The following is an 18452-nucleotide window of genomic DNA, read 5'->3' on the forward strand; positions in this document are numbered from 1 at the left end:
GTCACCCGGCGGCCTCGATGTTGGCGACGGCCGTAGTGATCTCGCGGCCGGACGCGATCCGGATGTACGCCAGCTCCGCCCACCGCTCGACGCCCGTGTTCGACACGGTCTCGTTGACCACGGCCATCAGCTCGCCCTCGGCTCCGGACGCGATGTCGCGGACGCGCTTGCGGAGCAGGTGGTGCGGGACGTCCTCGTACGCCTCGGTCATCGCGCCGCCTCCGGGTGGTGTCGGCGGATCAGGACGTTCAGGTCGCTCACGCGGGACGAATCGCGGGCGCCGTGTGCCCGGATGCGCTCCATCGCGTGGCGATGGCATTCCTCGCACGTGTCCGGCGGGACCGGCCATCGCCGGGGGAACAGCTCCAGGTGCTCGGTCTTGATCGTGCTCGCCATGTCCGGCGCTCCCTACCGTCGTCTGCGGGTGAGACGGCCGTTCTCCTGCGGGAGTAACGGCCACAGGAGGATGATGGCCGGGCACGCGGAGGGGCAGATAGGCCATCACGTGGCCATCCGCGGCCACGTAGCGGCCACGGCCGGGGGCTGATGTGATGACACCTCAGACTGGGGCCATGGGCCACCGAAACGACGCGCTCCGAGCAGCCCGACTCCGGGTCGGGTGGCGCAGCATGGAGGCCGCGGCGGCAGCGCTCCAGGCACACGGACAACGGTTCCTCGACGACCCCCACTTCACCGTCAGCGCCCGCACGTGGCGCCGGTGGGAGGGCGGCGCGCCCGGCTGGCCGCCGGAGGAAACCGCGACCGTGCTGCACGACGCGCTCGGGCAGTGGCCGGAGGACCTCGGATTCACGGCGCCCGCCGACTGGTTCCGACCCGAGGCACACCAAGAGGAAGACGTGAAGCGCAGGACCTTCGTATCCGTCACCGCCGCAGCGCTCGTGCCCGGCCCCGTCGCTACCCAGCACGTCGACCCCGCGCTCATCGACTACTTCCAGCAGCAGCTCGAAGGGCACTACCGAGCCGACATGTTCCTCGGCCCCCACGACCTCATCGGAACCGTCAGCGCGCAGTACCAGCTCATTGACAAACTCGTCCGGTCAGCGAAGGGCGAGACCCGCCGCGGACTCCTCCGCGTCGGCGCCGCGTACGCCGCGCTCGTCGGCTGGCTCTACCAGGACGCCGGTGACCTCGGCGCCGCCGCGTTCTGGCGGGGGATAACGCAGGAGATCGCGGCCCGATCCCGGGATCCGCACCTCGTCGGCTACTCCCTCGTCAACCTCGCGCAGGTCCGCACCGACCTCGGCGACGGGTACGGCGTCATCGACCTGTGCGAAGCGGCGCTCCACGGTGACCGGATCTTCCCGAAAGTGCGGATCATGGCCATGCAGCAGCAGGCCCACGGCGCCAGCCTGACCGGTGACCGGAGGACCGTCGACCGGCTGATCGATGCCGCTGGCGGACTCCTGTCCCGAGTCGATGACGACCTCCCGTGGGGTAACGCATGCCGTCGGACCCCCGGATACCTGGAGGTTCAGCGGGCCACCTGCTACGGGAGGCTCGGCCTCGGACGCGAAGCGGAATCCCTGTGGTCCCAGGTCCTCGCGGCGGTCCCTGCCACCGCCCGCCGGGACCGCGGCGTCTACCTCGCCCGGCACGCCACCGCGGCCGCTGGCGCCCTGGAGCCGGAGCAGGCGGTAGAGATCGCCCGAGCGGCGGTAGAGATCGCGGCAGAAACCGGGTCCGCGCGCATGCTCCGTGAACTCGGCGCCCTGGAACAGGCCATGCGACCGTGGCACGATGCCACCGTAGGCCGGGACCTTGCCGAGGTCCTGGCGCCCGTGACCGAGGGGAGCTGACATGGGTGGCGTACCGCGGCCGTTGACGCAGGAGGAGATCGCCGAAGGGCTGGGGAAGCTGCCCGGTTGGGAACAGGACGGGGATTCGATCACCCGTACGTACCCCATCCGTTACCACGCGGCGGTGGCCGCGATCGTGACGATTGCGGACCGGTCCCGACGGGTTCAGCATCACGCTGACCTCGACCTGCGCATCGATCACCTGCGCGCGTCCATCACCACACACGACGCGGGGAACCGGTTGACCGGAGCTGACTTCGACCTTGCGCACCGTATCGACGCCATCGTGGCCGCGCACCAGGCGCTCCCCCTGGACTGACAGCCGACTCTGTCTGGCCGGGCCGGTGTTGCCGGTGTCACCCGCGCTGATTCCGCGCCGTCCGCGCAGGCTCGGATGGCGCCGAGGTGGGCTCCGGCGGAAGAGGTGTCCGCTGAGGAGCCCACGCCCGGCTGGAGCCTCGTCCGGCTACGGGGCCCCTCAGCGGCCGATCACCGGGTAGTGGTCCGAGAGGTTGTCGTAGGTGTAGGAGGTGCCCCAGCTGGAGACCGTCCAGGGCGCCGACTGCTCCTTGACCACGTTGTTCTCCCAGCCCGCCGGGCGGGCGTTGCCCTTGCGGTAGAGGACGTAGTCCAGGTCCTCGCGCGGGTCGGTGGGGTATCGGTACCGGGCTATCGAGTTCAGGGCGGTGTCGAAGGAGTACGTGTGCCCCGTCCGCGAGTCGGAGTCCGCCAGGTCGGCGTCGGCGAGCATGGACGCGTACTCGGGGGTGTGCGAGTCGACGTTCATGTCGCCCGCCACGATGACCTGCTCGCCCGCCGGGATGTTCTTCCCGTCGAGGAAGGAGTCGATGGTGCGGAACTGGCGGGCGCGCATCTGCGCCGCCTCGCCGGAGCCGCAGCCCGGGTCGGTGGACTGCGCGTGCGTGCCGACCACGTGCACCTTGGCGCCGTTCACGTTCAGGACGACGTAGGCGAAGCCCTTGTTGGACCACCAGTCGGCGCCGCACGCGTCCTTGTAGACCACCTGCTCCTTGCGCACGATCGGCCACTTGCTGAGGACCGTGACGCCGCCGTCCTCCGGGGTGGTGGAGGAGTAGGCGCCGCCCGTGGCGTCCCAGCCGCTCTTGCTGCGGCCGACGACCGGGGTCTGGTACGGGTACTGGGCGGCCGAGTTGGCCTTCAGCGCGTCCGAGGCGGAGTTGTCGAAGGCCTCCTGGATCACGACCACGTCGTGGCCCTGGTAGAAGGAGGCCCGGGGGATCTCCGCCGCCCGGTGGTCCTGGCCCCAGTTCGGGTAGAGGCTCTTGCTCATCAGGAACACGTTGTACGACAGGACGCTCAGCCGCGGGGCCGAGGCCGACTCGGCGGCCGTGGCGGCGGGCGCGGTCGTGGCGGCCAGCGCGCCGGCGGCGACCGCCGCGACGGCCGCGGCGGCGGCGCGGTGACGACGGGGAGAGCTCTGGGGCATGGGGGTCTCCATCATTCCTGCGGGGGAAGATCGGCTCCGTCATCCAAGCAGCCACGGTTACCTCTGGGTAACACCCGTGCAGCGACTTTCTGTCCGGCCGGGGACATCGCGGGGAGACCCGCGAACGCAGCCGGTCATACTGGACACATGAGTACGACGGAGCAGCCCGCAGGACCCGGTGCGCGGGCCGGTGCCGGACACCGCACCGACCCCGCGCCCCCGCCGCCCGGCGGGGTGCTGTGGACCATCGCCGGGGACGTCAGGGCCCTGCTGATGCTGCCCGCCGCCTTCACCCTCCAGGTCGCCCACCCCGCGATCGGGGCCGGGGTCGACCAGTACTCCGTGTTCCGCACCGACCCCTGGGGCCGCGGCGAGCGCTCGCTGCGCTCCGTCCAGCTGTGGGTGTACGGGGGCGAGGAGGCCGCCGAGGAAGGGCGCCGGGTCCGCAGGCTGCACAAGGAGATCCAGGGCACCGACACCCGCGGCCGGCGCTACCACTCCCTCGACCCCGCCTGCTACGGCTGGGTGCACGCCACGGGCTTCCCGGTCTACCTCTACGCCGGCCGCTACCTGCTGCGCCGGTTCACCCCCGCCCAGGAGCGGCAGCTGTACCGGGAATGGCTCCAGGTCGGCCGGATCCTCGGCATCCATGACCGGGACATGCCGCAGAGCATCGAGGCGTACTGGGAGTACTGGGGCCGCATGCTGGCCGAGGAGATCGAGCCCACCAAGGTGGCCCGGGAACTGGTCGCCACCGACGTGCCGCTGCCCCGCCCCGAGGTCGGCTCCGTCGCCGTGCGCCTGCTGCTCCTGCTCACCTGGCCGGTCCTGCGGGTGGCATTCCTGCGCCTGCGGGCCTTCGTCACCGTCGGGTACATGCCGCCGGAGGCCCGCGCGGCCATCGGGCTGGAGTGGACCCCGGCCCAGGAGCGCAGGCTCCGGCGGTTCAGCACGGTCGTACGGCTGCTCGTACCGCTGCTGCCCGAGCGGCTGCGGTACCTGCCGATCGCGCGGGCGGCGCGGGCCCGGTGGCGCGGCGCCGCCCGCTGACCCCGTCAGTGGCCGTCGTGCCCGCTGCCGGAGCCGCGGCCGTGCTCGTGGACCGAGTTCGTCGCCGCGATCTTCTTCCAGGACCTCGGCTCCACCTGCCCGGCGGCGGGAGCGCCCTGGGCCGGCGGTGCGGACCGCGGCGAGCGGGCCGAGGGCTGCGCCGGGTTCAGGGCGGAAACGTCCGGCTTCCCCGGGGTGTACAGCCAGGTCTCGAAGAGCTGGGCCAGCGGCTTGCCGGAGGCCTGCTCCGCGTACCGGACGAAGTCGCCGACCTTGGCGTTGCCGTAGGCGCGCTCGGCCGGCCAGCCCTTGAGGATCTGGAAGAACTTCTCGTCGCCGATCTCGTTGCGCAGCGCCTGGAGGGCGATCGCGCCGCGGTCGTAGACGGCCCCGTGGAACTGGTTCTCCGCCCCCGGGTCGCCCGGCTTGACCTGCCAGAACGGGTCCTCGGCCGGACGTGAGGCGTAGGCCCAGTCGGCGAGCTCCTGCGCGGTGCCCTCGCCCTCCTTCTCCGACCACAGCCACTGGCTGTAGCGGGCGAAGCCCTCGTTGACCCAGATGTCCTTCCAGCCGTCGACGGAGACGCTGTCGCCGTACCACTGGTGGGCCAGCTCGTGCACGACCACGGAGACGTTGGCGCCGTTGCTGAACTGGCGCGGGCTGTAGAACGGCCGGGTCTGGGTCTCCAGGGCGTAGCCGCTGGTCACGTTGGGCACGTAGCCGCCGAGGGCGTTGAAGGGGTACGGCCCGAAGACCCCCTCCAGCCACTCCGCCACCTCGGTGGTCCGCTCGACGCTCGCGCGCGCGGCCCCCGCGTTGTCGCCGAGGTCCTTGCTGTACGCGTTGAGGACCGGGAGCCCGTTCGCCGTCCTGTCGGTGGTGATGTCGAACTTGCCGATGGCCAGGGTGGCGAGGTAGGTGGCCTGCGGCTTGTTGGAACGCCAGTTGAAGCGGGTCCAGCCCAGCTTCGAGGTCTGCGACTGGAGCACGCCGTTGCTGATGGCCTGGGTGCCGTCCGGGACGTTGACGGACACGTCGAACGTGGCCTTGTCCAGGGGGTGGTCGTTGCTCGGGAACCACCAGACGGCCGAGTCCGGCTCCTGCGCGGCGACCCCGCCGTCCGGGGTGCGCGCCCAGGCCGACCAGCCGTCGACCTTGAACTCGGAGGGTTTTCCGGCGTACTTGACGACGACGCTGAGCGGAGTGTTGCGCGCCAGCGGCTTGGCCGGGGTGACCTCCAGTTCGTGGGCGCCGGAGGTGGTGAACTTCGCCTTGGCGCCGTTGACGCGGATCTCGCTGACCTTCAGGCCGAAGTCGAGGTTGAAGCGGGACAGGTCCTGCTTGGCGGTGGCCAGCAGGGTGGCGGTGCCTTCGAGGAGATCGGTCTTCGGCTGGTACTGCAGGCGCAGGTCGTAGTGGGACACGTCGTATCCGCCGTTGCCGCTGGCCGGGTAGTAGGGGTCGCCGATACCCGGGGCCCCCGGGCCGTAGCCGGCCGCCGAAGCCGGGATCACCAGCAGGAGGGAGGCGGCGAGCACGCTCGGGGCGATGACTTTGCGGTGCACGAAGGACTCCAAGGGGTAGAGGAGACAGCTCAGTTCGATGACGCGTCGCTCGACCGTATTCACCCTCGGCGCCCCAGGTCATGTCTACGGCCCCTGCTGTCACACGATCGCCATTCGGCCGTCACGGGACGGGGCGCGTGCGCGCCGCGGTGCGGCCCCGCCCGGTCCCCGGCCTGCCCCGCGGCACCCGCCGGCCGGCGACGGCGGACCGCCCGGGCCCCGACTTCCCCCCGGCACCCCGCACCAGGACGACCGGAAACCGCGTCCCCGCCAGGGCCCGGACGACCGTCCGGACCGCCTTCCCGCCAACGGCCCGGACGGCCGTCCGGCGGCCGAAGCAGGGACCGGCCCGTGCTCCCGGCCCCGGGCGTGGTTGCGACCCGGCCGCAGCCGTGGCGGCGACCCCGCCAGCCCCCGCAGGGGCGTCCCAGCGACACCGCAGGGCGTCCCAGCGACATCGCAGGGCGGCCCCGAAAGAACCGGAGGACCCGGGAGGGGGGTCGACATACTGAGCAGTCGGTAACCTACCCGGCATGACACTTCCCGCGCTCGCCGCCCGCCGCTGCTGGCACGCCGCGATCAACCCGCTGCACGCCACCATCTACTTCTCGCCGGACCTCGCCGAGCACTTCGCCGCCCTCGGCGTCACGCACCCCGCCGCCGTCAACCTCGCCAGCCGCTCCGCGGCCATGGGCGCGGTCGGCGCCGGCGCGGTCACCGCAGCCTTCTCCAACTACCGGCACGACCTGGTCGCCCGCCACCTGCCCGCCGTGTGGGAGACCGCCACGCCCGAGCAGGCGCTCGCCGCCCGGCTGCGGGCCGCCGACAGCACCCTGCGACGGCTCCTCGGCGACGAGGTCGTCGGGTCCCCCGAGCTCGCCGAGGCCGCCGCCCTGGCGATACGGGCCACCGAGGGCTGCACCCGGCACGCCCGCACCCTCTACGCCGCCCATGCCGACCTCCCCGTACCCGAGGAGCCCCACCTGCGGCTGTGGCACGCGACCAGCCTGCTGCGCGAGCACCGCGGCGACGGCCACCTCGCCGCCCTGCTCATCGCCGGCCTGGACCCGGTCGAGGCCCTGGTCAGCCACTCCGCCACCGGCCGCGGCATGAGCGCGAAGTGGATCAAGGCCACCCGGGGCTGGGACCAGGAGGACCTGGACGCCGCCACCGCCCGGCTCCGCGCCCGCGGCATCCTCGACGCGGACGGGGAACTCACCGAGGAGGGCAAGGCCGTACGCGAGCGCGTGGAGGCCGACACCGACCGCCTGGACGCGGCCCCGTACGAGCACCTCGGTGCGCAGGGCCTGGCCCGTCTCCACGAACTCGGCGGCGGTTTCGTCGCCAGGGCGGTCGGCGCCGGGGCCTTCCCCCCGGGCCTCTTCGGCAAGGCCTGACCGGCGTCCCGGGCGCCAACCAGCAGGGTTCCCCGCGTCCGCCACTGCCACCTGCCACAATTGGCAGCCTTCCAGTGCAAACGAAGGCAGGCGGGACCCGATCGTGACGATGTCCATCGAAGGCAGGATCGCCGAGGAGCTCGGCGTACGGGAGCGGCAGGTCGTGGCCGCCGTCGAGCTGCTCGACGGCGGCTCCACCGTGCCGTTCATCGCGCGCTACCGCAAGGAAGCGACCGAGATGCTCGACGACGCCCAGCTGCGGACCCTGGAGGAGCGGCTGCGCTATCTGCGCGAGCTGGAGGACCGGCGCAAGGCGGTCCTGGACTCCGTACGGGAGCAGGGCAAGCTCGACGCCGAGCTGGAGGCGCGGATCAACGCGGCCGACACCAAGGCCCGGCTGGAGGACATCTACCTGCCCTTCAAGCCGAAGCGGCGCACGAAGGCGCAGATCGCCCGCGAGGCCGGTCTGGAGCCGCTCGCCGAAGGCCTGCTGGCCGACCCGTCGGTGGAACCGGCCGCCGCCGCGGCCGCGTTCGTCGACGCCGACAAGGGTGTCGCCGACCCCGCCGCCGCCCTGGAGGGCGCCCGGGCGATCCTCACCGAGCGGTTCGCCGAGGACGCCGACCTGATCGGCGAGCTGCGCGAACGCATGTGGAGCCGCGGCCGGCTCGCCGCGAAGGTCCGCGAGGGCAAGGAGGAGGCGGGCGCCAAGTTCGCCGACTACTTCGACTTCGCCGAGCCCTTCACCGCCCTGCCCTCGCACCGCGTCCTCGCGATGCTCCGCGGCGAGAAGGAGGAGGTCCTCGACCTCACCCTGGAACCGGAACCGCCGGCCGAGATCCCCGGCCCGTCCACGTACGAGGGCATGGTCGCCCGCCGCTTCGGCATCGCGACCCCCTCCGAGCAGAGCCGCCCCGGCGACAAGTGGCTGGCCGACACGGTCCGCTGGGCCTGGCGTACGAAGATCCAGGTGCACCTCGGCATCGACCTGCGGACCCGGCTGCGCGCCGCCGCCGAGGACGAGGCGGTGCGGGTCTTCGCCTCGAACCTGCGCGACCTGCTGCTCGCGGCCCCCGCGGGCACCCGCGCCACCCTCGGCCTCGACCCGGGCTTCCGTACGGGCGTGAAGGTCGCCGTCGTGGACGCCACCGGCAAGGTGGTGGCCACCGACGTGATCTACCCGCACGTGCCCGCCAACAAGTGGGACGAGTCCCTCGCCAAGCTCGCCCGCCTCGCGAAGGAGCATGCGGTCGAGCTGGTCGCCATCGGCAACGGCACGGCCTCGCGGGAGACCGACAAGCTGGCCGGGGACCTGATCACGCGCCACCCGGAGCTGGAGCTGACCAAGGTGATGGTCTCGGAGGCCGGCGCCTCCGTGTACTCGGCCTCCGCCTTCGCCTCGCAGGAGCTCCCGGACATGGACGTGTCGCTGCGCGGCGCCGTCTCCATCGCCCGCCGCCTCCAGGACCCGCTCGCCGAACTGGTCAAGATCGACCCGAAGTCGATCGGCGTGGGCCAGTACCAGCACGACCTGTCCGAGGTGAAGCTCTCCCGCTCGCTCGACGCGGTGGTCGAGGACTGCGTGAACGGTGTCGGGGTGGACGTCAACACCGCCTCCGCCCCGCTGCTCTCCCGGGTGTCGGGCATCAGTGGCGGCCTCGCCGAGAACATCGTGGCCCACCGCGACACCAACGGCCCCTTCCGCAGCCGCAAGGGCCTCAAGGACGTGGCCCGGCTCGGCCCGAAGGCGTACGAGCAGTGCGCGGGCTTCCTGCGGATCCGCGGCGGGGACGACCCGCTGGACTCCTCGGCCGTGCACCCGGAGGCCTACCCGGTGGTGCGGGCCATGGGGAAGACGGCGGGCGGCGAGGTGGCGGCACTGGTCGGCAACACCGCCGTGCTGCGCTCCCTGCGCCCGGAGCAGTTCGTCACCGAGGCCTTCGGCCTGCCGACCGTCACGGACATCCTGCGCGAGCTGGAGAAGCCGGGCCGAGACCCGCGTCCCGCCTTCAAGACGGCCACCTTCAAGGAGGGCGTGGAGAAGATCGGAGACCTGACCCCCGGGATGATCCTGGAGGGCGTGGTCACGAACGTGGCCGCCTTCGGGGCGTTCATCGACATCGGCGTCCACCAGGACGGCCTGGCCCACGTCTCGGCGCTGTCGAAGAACTTCGTCAAGGACCCCCGGGACGTGGTGAAGCCCGGCGACATCGTCCGCGTCAAGGTCATGGACGTGGACATCCCGCGCAAGAGGATCTCCCTGACCCTGCGGCTGGAGGACGAGGCCGGGGCGGAGCGCGGCGCGGGCGCGCCGAGGCAGCGCGAGGACCGGCAGGAGCGGCGCGAGCGGCAGGGCGGCGGCGGCCGTCCGCCGCAGCAGCGCGGTGGTGCGGGTGCCCGCGAGGGCGGCAGCAACCAGGGGCAGGGTCAGGGCCAGGGCGGCCGGCGCGGCCAGGGTCAGGGCCCGCGGCAGGGGGGCGGCTCGGGTGGTTCGGCCCCCGCGCCCGCCAACAGTGCCATGGCCGACGCCCTGCGCAGGGCCGGCCTCACGGGCCCGGAGGAGCGCCGCAAGCGCTGAACCCGCGGCCCCGGGGAGGGTTTGCAGCCACCCGGGACGTGGGGGACTCCGTACGGAATGGCCGAATAGGCACCTCGTGCGGGGGAACGCCTTGCCAATTCCCGTACAAGATCTGTAGGCATGAAGGAACGCCCGTTCGTCTTCTGGCGAACGGGCTTCCGCTTTCCCCTCAGGACCGCATTCCCCGAGGCCGCCTTGAAGGCACAGGACGTCATGCCCATGCCCACACACGCCTACCGACGCTGCCCGCGAAAGGGTCCGAAGAGGGATCACATGCCCTACCCGCAACTCAGCCTGCGCAAGAGGTGCGAGAACATTCTCGGCCATCTGGATCTGACCCGACCCTTCTCCCTCGACGGGCTGTGCCAGCGCATAGCGGAGCAGCGCGGCCGCCCCATCCGGCTGCACCCGCTCCCCAAGGAGGCGGCGGAGTCCGGGGTCTGCGGGCTGTGGGTCGGCACGGCCAGTGTCGACTACGTCTTCTACGAGGCGCAGACCACCCCGCTCCACCGGGAACACATCGTCCTCCACGAACTCGGCCACATCCTGTTCGGCCACAACTCGCTGCTGGGCGAGGAGATCGACGGGCACGCGCCGGTGGTGCTCGGGCGCACGAACTACACCACCCGCCAGGAGCAGGAGGCGGAGATGCTCGCCAGCATGATCCGCATCCGCACGGCGAACTCCGCACCCCCGTCGGCCGTCCGCGCCGGGGACACCCTGTCCCGGCTGGAGTCCGCGATGGGATACGAGCGGCACGAGCGGGGGAGCCATGGGGGCTGACCTGACCGCCATCGGCGACTGGCTCGCCGTCCCGAGCGTGGTGTGCCTGTGGATCGCGGTGCTGCTGCGCGCCCCGGGAGCACTGCGCTCCCCGCAGCAGCGCGGCCTGTGGTTCGCCGTCGCCACCGCCGCCGCCGCGATGACCCTGAACCTTCCCGCCGTCGTCACCTACGCGATGCGGGACCCGCACCACTCGCACACCGTCGGCATCGTCCGCAATCTGATCGGCGTCCTGTCGGCGGGCGCCGTGCTCTACTTCGTGGCCGCCGCCACCCGCGGCCGCCGCCTCCAGCTCGCCTCCTGCATCGCGACGGTGGCCTGGGTCACCGCGCTCCTCGCCCTGGACGCGACCGCACCCGGCCACGGCACGCACACCATGCCTCTGGTGGGCGACCCGGTGCCCTCCCTCGCGTACTGGCTCGTGCTCATCTCCGCGCACGTCATCGCCAACACCGTCTGCGTCGCCCTGTGCTGGCGCTACAGCCGGCGGACCGAGAGCCGGGGCCTCGCCGCCGGGCTGCGGCTGTTCGGCCTCGGCACCGCGCTGGCCGGCCTGTTCTGGTTCGCCTACCTGCTCAAGGCCCTCTTCGGCAGCACCTGGGCGATGCCCGCCCTGCCGCTCCTGATGAACCTGCACGGACTGCTGCGCGCCGCCGCGATCCTGGTGCCGACCCTGTTCACCCTGCGCCGCACCACCGCCGACATCTCCACCGCCTGGCAGCTCTGGCCGCTGTGGCGCGACCTGGTCCAGGCCGTCCCGCACGTGGCCCTCAACAAGCCGCGGGCCGGCCGGCTGGTGGAGCTGCTGTGGCCCCCCGTCCCACGGAACCTGCTGGTGTACCGCAAGGTCATCGAGACCCGTGACGCGATCCTCATCCTCGGCGAGTACGTCGCCCCGGGCGTCCCGGAACTGGCCCGCGGCCACGTCACCGGACGCGGGGTCCCCGAGCAGCGGCGGACCGCGGCCGCGCTGGCCTGCGTACTGAAGGAAGCACGGCAGGCGAAGCTCGCCGGCCTCCCGGGCCGGGCCGCGGAGGCCTCCGCGCTGACCCTGCCCGCCGCCATCCAGACCTCCGGCGAGGGCAACGGCCTGGAGGACGAGGCCCGCTTCCTCGTCGACGTGGCCCAGGCCTACGCCTCGCCGACCACCACGGCCTTCACCCCGTGACCCGCTCGCCCAGAAAGTGAAAGACTCTTGACCACCGTTCTGATCACCGGGGCCAGTGCCGGGCTGGGTGCGGCCTTCGCCCGCGGGTTCGCGGCCAAGGGCTGCGACCTCGTCCTCGTCGCCCGGGACAAGGACCGCCTCGACGCCCTCGCCGACGCCCTCGGCAGCGAGTTCGGCACGGAGTCCGAAGTGCTCCCCGCCGACCTGCTGGACGCCCGGGAGTGCACGGCCGTCGCCGAGCGGCTCGCCGACCGGGCCCGGCCCGTGGACATCCTGGTCAACAACGCGGGCTTCGGACTGTCCGCGCCCTTCCCGTACAGCCCCGTCGAGGACGAGGAGCGGATGCTCGACCTGCTGGTGAAGGTGCCCCTGCGGCTCACCCACGCCGTGCTGCCGGGCCTGCGCGAGCGCCGCTGCGGCGCCGTGCTCAACGTCTCCTCGGTGGCAGGCCTCCTGCCCACCGGCACGTACGGGGCCGCCAAGGCCTGGGTGGCCGCCTTCAGCGAATCCCTCCGGGTGGACATGGAGCCGTACGGGGTCCGGGTGCTGGCGGTGGTGCCCGGCTTCACCCGCACCGAGTTCCAGGAACGGGCCGGGATGGACGTCAGCGCCCTGCGCGACGCGGTCTGGCTGGAGCCGGACGCCGTCGTCGACCGGGCCCTGCGCGATCTCGCGCTGCGCCGCCCGGTCAGCATCACCGGCCGCCGCTACCGCGCCTACGCCTTCGCCGCCCGCCACCTCCCGCGCACCTTCGTGGCCCGCAGGCTGGCCCGCAAGCGCCGGGCCCCCGAAGGACAGGGCCGATGACGGCGCAGGGGGACCGGATCCGCGGAGCCGTGGACTCCGGGACTCCGGCACCCCGGTCATCGAGGCGGGCAGCGCGGGCCCGGCACGATCGCGAAGAGACGGCCTAGAGCTCGGTGACCTTGCCGTCCGCCACCCGCAGACGGCGGGTCACATGGACGGCGTCCAGCATCCGGCGGTCGTGCGTGACCAGCAGCAACGTGCCCTCGTACGCCTCCAGGGCCGCCTCCAGCTGCTCGATCGCCGGCAGGTCGAGGTGGTTGGTGGGTTCGTCCAGGACCAGCAGGTTCACCCCGCGGCCCTGGAGCAGGGCCAGGGCCGCGCGGGTGCGCTCACCCGGGGAGAGGGTGGCCGCCGGGCGCAGGACGTGGGCCGCCTTGAGGCCGAACTTCGCCAGCAGGGTGCGCACTTCGGCCGGCTCGGTGTCCGGGACCGCCGCGCAGAACGCCTCCAGCAGGGGTTCGTCGCCCAGGAACAGGCCGCGGGCCTGGTCGACCTCGCCGATCAGCACCCCCGAGCCGAGGGTGGCGGAGCCGGAGTCCGGGGCGAGGCGGCCCAGCAGGACGGCGAGCAGGGTGGACTTGCCCGCGCCGTTGGCCCCGGTGATCGCAACCCGGTCCGCCCAGTCGATCTGCAGGCTGGCCGGGCCGAAGGCGAAGTCGCCGCGCTCGACGGTGGCCTCGCGCAGGGTGGCCACGACCGAGCCCGACCGCGGGGCCGCCGCGATCTCCATGCGCAGCTCCCACTCCTTGCGGGGCTCGTCGACGACGTCCAGCCGTTCGATCGCGCGCTGCGTCTGGCGGGCCTTGGCGGCCTGCTTCTCGCTGGACTCGCCGCGCAGGTTCTTGCCGATCTTGTCGTTGTCGCCCGCCTTGCGGCGGGCGTTGCGCACGCCCTTGTCCATCCAGTTGCGCTGCATCTGGGCGCGGCCTTCGAGGGAGGACTTCTTCCCCGCGTACTCCTCGAACTCCTCGCGCGCGTGGGTACGGGCGCGCTCGCGCTCCTCCAGGTAGGACTCGTAACCGCCGCCGTAGAGGTTGATCTGCTGCTGGGACAGGTCGAGTTCGAGGACCTTGGTGACGGTCCGCGTCAGGAACTCGCGGTCGTGGCTGATCACGACCGTGCCCGCGCGGAGCCCCTTGACGAACTGCTCCAGCCGCTCCAGGCCGTCCAGGTCCAGGTCGTTCGTGGGCTCGTCCAGCAGGAAGACGTCGTAGCGCGACAGGAGCAGCGAGGCGAGGCCGGCGCGGGCGGCCTGACCGCCCGAGAGCGCCGTCATGGGCAGGTCCAGGCCCACCGTGAGACCGAGCTCGGCCGCGACCTCCTCGGCCCGCTCGTCGAGATCGGCCCCGCCGAGGTCCAGCCACCGGTCCAGCGCGGTCGCGTACGCGTCGTCCGCGCCCGGCGTGCCGTCCACCAGGCCCTGCGTCGCCGCGTCCAGCTCCGCCTGCGCGGCGGTCACGCCCGTTCGGCGGGCCAGGAAGTCGCGTACCGACTCGGCGGGCCGGCGTTCCGGCTCCTGGGGGAGGTGCCCCACGGCGGCGGTGGGCGGGGAGAGCCGCAGCTCACCCGTCTCCGGGGTGTCCAGTCCGGCGAGCAGGCGCAGCAGGGTGGACTTCCCGGCGCCGTTGACGCCGACGAGACCGATGACGTCGCCGGGCGCGACGACGAGGTCGAGATCGGCGAAGAGCGTGCGCTCACCGTGCGCGGCGGTGAGCTTCTTGGCGACGAGGGTTGCAGTCATGGTCCGTCGATCCTATCCGGGCCCGGACGCGCCCCCGGATGGCAGTAAAGGTGGGATGCACGTCATTGCGGCCATCGGGCCGGCGTCACACCATGGGGTCATGGTGTTGCGAAACGTACTGGTCGTTCTCTACGACGGGGTGCAGAGCCTGGACGTGACCGGGCCGGTGGAGGTGTTCGCCGCCGTGGACCACTTCCCGGGGCGGGCCGGGTACGCCATCCGCACCGTGTCGCCCGGCGGCGGGCCGGTCCGTACGAGCAGCGGGCTCACGCTCGTCCCGGACGCGGACCTGGAGGGCGCCCGGCCTGGACCCGGGACCACGCTGCTGGTGCCCGGGGGCCGCTTCACGGCCGATTTCGAGCCGAGGCTGACCGACTGGCTGCGCGCGTACGGGGGTCGCGCGGAGCGGTTGGTGTCCGTGTGCACGGGAGGGCTGCTGCTCGCCGAGGCCGGACTGCTGGACGGGCGGCGGGCGACGACGCACTGGAACGCCTGCGAGGGGATGGCGCGGGACTACCCGGGCGTCGTGGTGGAGCCGGACCCCATCTACGTGCGGGACGGGCCCGTGGCCACCTCGGCGGGGGTCACGGCCGGGATCGACCTCGCGCTGGCGCTGGTGGAGGAGGACCACGGGCGGGACGTGGCGCTGACGATCGCCCGGCACCTGGTGGTGTTCCTGCGCCGGCCCGGCAACCAGGCGCAGTTCAGCGCGCAGCTGGAGGCGCAGACGGCCCGGCGGGAGCCGCTGCGGGACGTGCAGCAGTGGATCACCGAGCACCCCGAGGGGGACCTCGGCGTGGAGGCGCTCGCCGCCCGGGCCCGGCTGTCGCCGCGGCACTTCGCGCGCGCCTTCCAGGCGGAGACGGGGGTGACGCCGGGGCGGTACGTGGAACGGGTGCGGGTGGAGCACGCCCGCCGTCTGCTGGAGGAGAGCTCCACGGGCGTCGCCCAGGTCGCCCGCGCATGCGGGTACCGCACGCCGGAGGCGCTGCGCCGCGCCTTCGTGAGGGCCCTGGGCCAGCCCCCCGCGGAATACCGCCGCCGCTTCGGCCCCTGACCCGCCTCCGACCCCTGCCCCGGCGTCCGCCCACCCGCCCGGGCCCGCCCCCGACCGGTCCGGCCTGACCGGGCGGGCCCGACAGGACCACACCCGACCGGACCCGGTCGCACCGACCGACCGGACCCGGACCGGCCGGCAGACCGCATCGAGCCGACCGACCCGACCCGACCCGACCGCTCCGGAGGAGCCATGCAGATCGCCGTACTGCTCTACGACCGCTTCACCGCCCTCGACGCCATCGGCCCCTTCGACACCCTCGGCCGGCTGGAGGGGGCCGAGGTCGTCTTCGTGTCCGAGCGGCCGGGTCCCGTGCGGACCGACAACGGCGCGCTCGCGCTCGTCGCGGACAAGGCGCTCGGCGAAGTGACCCGGCCCGACATCGTCATCGTGCCCGGCGGCCCGCACCCCGAGGTGGAGATGAAGAACCCCGCCGTCATCGAATGGCTGCGGGCCGTCGACGCCACCACCACCTGGACGACCTCCGTCTGCACCGGCTCCCTGCTGCTCGCCGCGGCCGGACTGCTCGACGGGCGGCGGGCTGCCGGCCACTGGCTGTTCCTGGACCAGCTGCCGCAGTTCGGCGCCCGGCCCACCGGGGAGCGCGTCGTGTTCGACGGCAAGTACGTCACCGCCGCCGGGGTGTCCTCCGGGATCGACATGGGGCTCACCCTGCTCGGCAGGATCGCGGGGGACACGTTCGCCCAGACCGTCCAGCTGATGACGGAGTACGACCCGCAGCCGCCCTACGACGCCGGTTCCCCGGACAAGGCCCCGGCCGAGATCGTCGCGAGGCTGCGGGGGGTCAGTCCGCTGTAGGCCAGCGGAAGACGGGCGCGCGGCGCTCCAGGAAGGCGGCGACACCCTCCGCGGTGTCGCCGCTGCCGGCGGCCTCGGCCGCCCAGTGGCCGTCCCGGTCGGTCCTGCCGTCGGCGAACTCCTTGGCCGCCGCCTGCGTCAGCTGCGACCGGGAGGTCAGGACGCGGGTGAACCCGGCCACCCGCTCGTCCAGGTCACCGGCGGGCACCAGCTCGTTCAGGAACCCCGCGCGCAGCGCCTGTTCGGCGTCGATCAACTCGGCCGAGAAGAGGAGGTACTTGGCCCACGCCGGGCCCACCAGCCCCGCCAGCCTCCGGGTGGAGGACGCCGGGTAGACGACGCCGAGCTTCGCCGGGGTCACCCCGAACGAGGCCCCCTCCTCCGCGAAGCGCAGGTCGCAGGCGGCCGCCAGCTGGCTGCCGCCGCCCACGCAGAACCCGCGGATCGCCGCCAGCGTCGGCTTCGGGAAGGCCGCCAGGGCCTCCTCCGCCGCGACGGCGAGGGCCTGCGGGTCCTCGTCCCCGGTCAGCGAGGAGATGTCCGCTCCGGCGCAGAAGGTCGGCCCGGCTCCGGTGAGCACCAGCACCCGTACGGCAGGGTCGGCCGCCAGTTCCGCGAGCAGCTCCGGCAGCGCCCGCCACATCGCGGCCGTCATGGCGTTGCGCTTCGCGGGGTGGTTGATGACCACGGTGGCCACCCCGTCGGCGACCGTGCAGGGGAGGGCTGCGTCCAGGGCTGCTTCCATGCGCCGGATGCTATCCCGGGCCGTCGATCCTATGATCAAGGGAGTCCGTTCGGGGGGTGCGAGGAAGGTGGCACGCTCATGGGCGCAGACCGTTCCGAAGAGAGGGACCGCGACCCCCGGCGGGAGAAGAAGAAGCTGGGGCGCAGTTTCGGACTGCTGGCCCTGCTCGGAGTGCTCCTCGTGCTGGCCGGTCTGGTCGGCTTGGTCTACACCGGCGTGGCCACGCTGACCTCGATGTTCCTCTTCGGCTGGCTGCTGCTCATCGGCGGTGTGGTGGGGCTGCTGCAGGCCGTGCAGTCCCGTAGGGGGAACTACTTCTGGCTCGCCGTCATCGTCGCCGCGATCAACCTCGCGGCCGGTTTCGTGATCCTGCGCCGTCCGGAGGCGAGCGCCGAGGCGCTGACCATGTTCGCCGCCCTGCTCTTCCTCACCGGCGGGGTGTTCCGGCTGGTCGGTGCCCTGGTGGTGCGGGGCACCAACTTCGGGCTCGCGCTCGTCCAGGGCGCCTTCGGGATCCTGCTGGGCGTCCTGATCCTGTCCAACTGGCCGGGCAACAGTCTGTACGTGATCGGAACCTTCTTCTCCCTCGCGCTGCTGTTCGACGGGCTCAGTCTGATCGCCACGGGCCTGGGCGCCCGGCGCATCCTGGGCTTGGTCAGCGAAGACGAGGCGCCGGCCGGGCCGGGCCCGGCGGACGGTACGCGCCAGGCGGCGGAGAACCGACCGGTAGAAGATCAGGAACAGTCGAACAACTGACTCTGTCATACGCCAGTGTTCAGAAAGCGTCCGAATCACGCTGACTTCTGGTCAGTGCTTCGGTCCGGACGAGCGCGTTCCCCACTCTTGACGCGTGGACACGATCGAGCGCGAAGACGGGGGACGGAACATGGACCTCAGCGGGAGCGTCCCGCCGGCCAGGGGGGGTGAGCCGGAGGCTCCGGCACACCCCCTCGCCTACGAAGGGGTGTGGCGGTTCACCGCGCCCGCCGTAGAAGAATCCGTTCCGCAGGCCCGCCGGGCGGTCCGGGACCTCCTCGGGCGCCAAGGGGTGCCCGCCCGGCAGGACCTCGTGTACTCCCTGCTGTTGATCGTCTCCGAGCTGGTGACGAACTCGGTCCGGCACGCCGCACTGCTCTCGCCGGAGGTCGCCGTCGAGGTCGCGATCGGCCGCGAGTGGGTACGGGTGGCCGTGGAGGACAACCACCCGTACCGCCCGAAGGCGCTGGAGGCCGATTTCGGCCAGACCGGCGGCCGGGGGCTGCTCCTGGTACGGGAGGTCACGCGGGAGGCCGGCGGGGTCTGCGACGTCGAGCACACCTCGACCGGCGGCAAGGTGATCTGGGCGGCCCTGCCGCTCACTGTGCCCGCCCCGGCCGGACCCGCCGGCCCGGCCTCGCCCGCGGGACCCGTCGTACCCACCGCTCCGGTCGTCTGAACCGCGTACGGCCCACCGGCTC

18 protein-coding genes are annotated in these 18452 nt (G+C 72.7%); 12 read left to right on the top strand and 6 right to left on the bottom strand.

What is annotated here, in order from left to right; all coding sequences use genetic code 11:
* Position 1: 1 nt before the first annotated feature.
* Together ACFWUZ_RS01210 and ACFWUZ_RS01215 are read right to left on the bottom strand one after the other, a co-directional pair.
* On the bottom strand, positions 2-211 hold the full coding sequence (locus ACFWUZ_RS01210) for a hypothetical protein (RefSeq protein WP_384365058.1): 210 nt from the start codon (positions 209-211) through the stop codon (positions 2-4).
* The gene (locus tag ACFWUZ_RS01215) at positions 208-396 is read right to left on the bottom strand and encodes a hypothetical protein (protein ID WP_384365061.1); all 189 of its coding nucleotides are present in this window, start codon (positions 394-396) and stop codon (positions 208-210) included. Before ACFWUZ_RS01215 ends, ACFWUZ_RS01210 begins: the two co-directional genes overlap by 4 nt.
* A gap of 176 nt (positions 397-572) precedes the next feature.
* On the opposite strand from ACFWUZ_RS01215, the gene ACFWUZ_RS01220 reads away from it, so the two are divergent.
* Together ACFWUZ_RS01220 and ACFWUZ_RS01225 are read left to right on the top strand one after the other, a co-directional pair.
* The gene (locus ACFWUZ_RS01220; RefSeq protein ID WP_384365064.1) at positions 573-1817 is read left to right on the top strand and encodes a Twin-arginine translocation pathway signal; all 1245 of its coding nucleotides are present in this window, start codon (positions 573-575) and stop codon (positions 1815-1817) included.
* Position 1818: 1 nt separating this feature from the next.
* Positions 1819-2136: a 4a-hydroxytetrahydrobiopterin dehydratase gene (locus tag ACFWUZ_RS01225; RefSeq protein WP_384365067.1), complete on the top strand. Its 318-nt coding sequence runs from the start codon at positions 1819-1821 to the stop codon at positions 2134-2136.
* 159 nt (positions 2137-2295) lie between these two features.
* On the opposite strand, the gene sph is transcribed toward ACFWUZ_RS01225, so the two are convergent.
* Complete coding sequence (gene sph, locus ACFWUZ_RS01230) at positions 2296-3285, bottom strand: sphingomyelin phosphodiesterase (RefSeq protein ID WP_384365070.1); 990 nt, start codon at positions 3283-3285, stop codon at positions 2296-2298.
* A gap of 147 nt (positions 3286-3432) precedes the next feature.
* On the opposite strand from sph, the gene ACFWUZ_RS01235 reads away from it, so the two are divergent.
* Positions 3433-4335, top strand: coding sequence for an oxygenase MpaB family protein (locus tag ACFWUZ_RS01235; protein WP_384365073.1), 903 nt, complete (start codon positions 3433-3435; stop codon positions 4333-4335).
* Between the two features lie 5 nt (positions 4336-4340).
* Here the strand turns inward: ACFWUZ_RS01235 and ACFWUZ_RS01240 are convergent, their stop codons facing one another.
* Positions 4341-5900 (bottom strand): M1 family metallopeptidase, encoded by a 1560-nt coding sequence (locus ACFWUZ_RS01240; protein WP_384366253.1) that lies wholly within the window; start codon positions 5898-5900, stop codon positions 4341-4343.
* Positions 5901-6433: 533 nt separating this feature from the next.
* Here ACFWUZ_RS01240 and ACFWUZ_RS01245 point away from each other — a divergent pair.
* The 5 genes from ACFWUZ_RS01245 to ACFWUZ_RS01265 all read left to right on the top strand — a co-directional run bounded on the left by ACFWUZ_RS01245 (position 6434) and on the right by ACFWUZ_RS01265 (position 12633).
* The gene (locus ACFWUZ_RS01245) at positions 6434-7297 is read left to right on the top strand and encodes a hypothetical protein (protein WP_384365076.1); all 864 of its coding nucleotides are present in this window, start codon (positions 6434-6436) and stop codon (positions 7295-7297) included.
* A gap of 103 nt (positions 7298-7400) precedes the next feature.
* Entirely contained in the window at positions 7401-9875 is a 2475-nt protein-coding gene (locus tag ACFWUZ_RS01250; RefSeq protein ID WP_384365079.1) for a Tex family protein, read from the top strand.
* Positions 9876-10148: 273 nt separating this feature from the next.
* Positions 10149-10658, top strand: coding sequence for a hypothetical protein (locus ACFWUZ_RS01255; protein ID WP_384365082.1), 510 nt, complete (start codon positions 10149-10151; stop codon positions 10656-10658).
* On the top strand, positions 10648-11826 hold the full coding sequence (locus ACFWUZ_RS01260) for an MAB_1171c family putative transporter (RefSeq protein ID WP_384365084.1): 1179 nt from the start codon (positions 10648-10650) through the stop codon (positions 11824-11826). The genes ACFWUZ_RS01255 and ACFWUZ_RS01260 overlap by 11 nt, the downstream gene beginning before the upstream one ends.
* Before the next feature lie 27 nt (positions 11827-11853).
* Positions 11854-12633 carry an SDR family NAD(P)-dependent oxidoreductase gene (locus ACFWUZ_RS01265; RefSeq protein WP_384365087.1) on the top strand — a complete coding sequence of 260 codons (780 nt, stop codon included), beginning with the start codon at positions 11854-11856 and terminating at the stop codon, positions 12631-12633.
* Between the two features lie 103 nt (positions 12634-12736).
* Here the strand turns inward: ACFWUZ_RS01265 and ACFWUZ_RS01270 are convergent, their stop codons facing one another.
* Entirely contained in the window at positions 12737-14374 is a 1638-nt protein-coding gene (locus tag ACFWUZ_RS01270) for an ABC-F family ATP-binding cassette domain-containing protein (RefSeq protein ID WP_384365090.1), read from the bottom strand.
* Positions 14375-14474: 100 nt separating this feature from the next.
* Here ACFWUZ_RS01270 and ACFWUZ_RS01275 point away from each other — a divergent pair, with 100 nt between their 5' ends.
* Together ACFWUZ_RS01275 and ACFWUZ_RS01280 are read left to right on the top strand one after the other, a co-directional pair.
* Positions 14475-15431 carry a GlxA family transcriptional regulator gene (locus ACFWUZ_RS01275; protein WP_384365093.1) on the top strand — a complete coding sequence of 319 codons (957 nt, stop codon included), beginning with the start codon at positions 14475-14477 and terminating at the stop codon, positions 15429-15431.
* Between the two features lie 192 nt (positions 15432-15623).
* Positions 15624-16250 (top strand): DJ-1/PfpI family protein, encoded by a 627-nt coding sequence (locus tag ACFWUZ_RS01280; RefSeq protein WP_384365096.1) that lies wholly within the window; start codon positions 15624-15626, stop codon positions 16248-16250.
* Here the strand turns inward: ACFWUZ_RS01280 and ACFWUZ_RS01285 are convergent.
* Positions 16237-16995 (bottom strand): enoyl-CoA hydratase/isomerase family protein, encoded by a 759-nt coding sequence (locus ACFWUZ_RS01285; protein WP_384365098.1) that lies wholly within the window; start codon positions 16993-16995, stop codon positions 16237-16239. The genes ACFWUZ_RS01280 and ACFWUZ_RS01285 overlap by 14 nt on opposite strands.
* Before the next feature lie 78 nt (positions 16996-17073).
* Between ACFWUZ_RS01285 and ACFWUZ_RS01290 the strand changes: the two genes are divergently transcribed.
* Together ACFWUZ_RS01290 and ACFWUZ_RS01295 are read left to right on the top strand one after the other, a co-directional pair.
* Complete coding sequence (locus ACFWUZ_RS01290) at positions 17074-17751, top strand: HdeD family acid-resistance protein (protein ID WP_384365101.1); 678 nt, start codon at positions 17074-17076, stop codon at positions 17749-17751.
* A 130-nt stretch (positions 17752-17881) separates the two neighbouring features.
* On the top strand, positions 17882-18430 hold the full coding sequence (locus ACFWUZ_RS01295) for an ATP-binding protein (protein WP_384366256.1): 549 nt from the start codon (positions 17882-17884) through the stop codon (positions 18428-18430).
* Positions 18431-18452 lie beyond the last annotated feature (22 nt).

The organism is Streptomyces sp. NPDC058646 (assembly GCF_042716875.1).
In the GTDB taxonomy this organism is placed as follows: Bacteria; Actinomycetota; Actinomycetes; order Streptomycetales; family Streptomycetaceae; genus Streptomyces.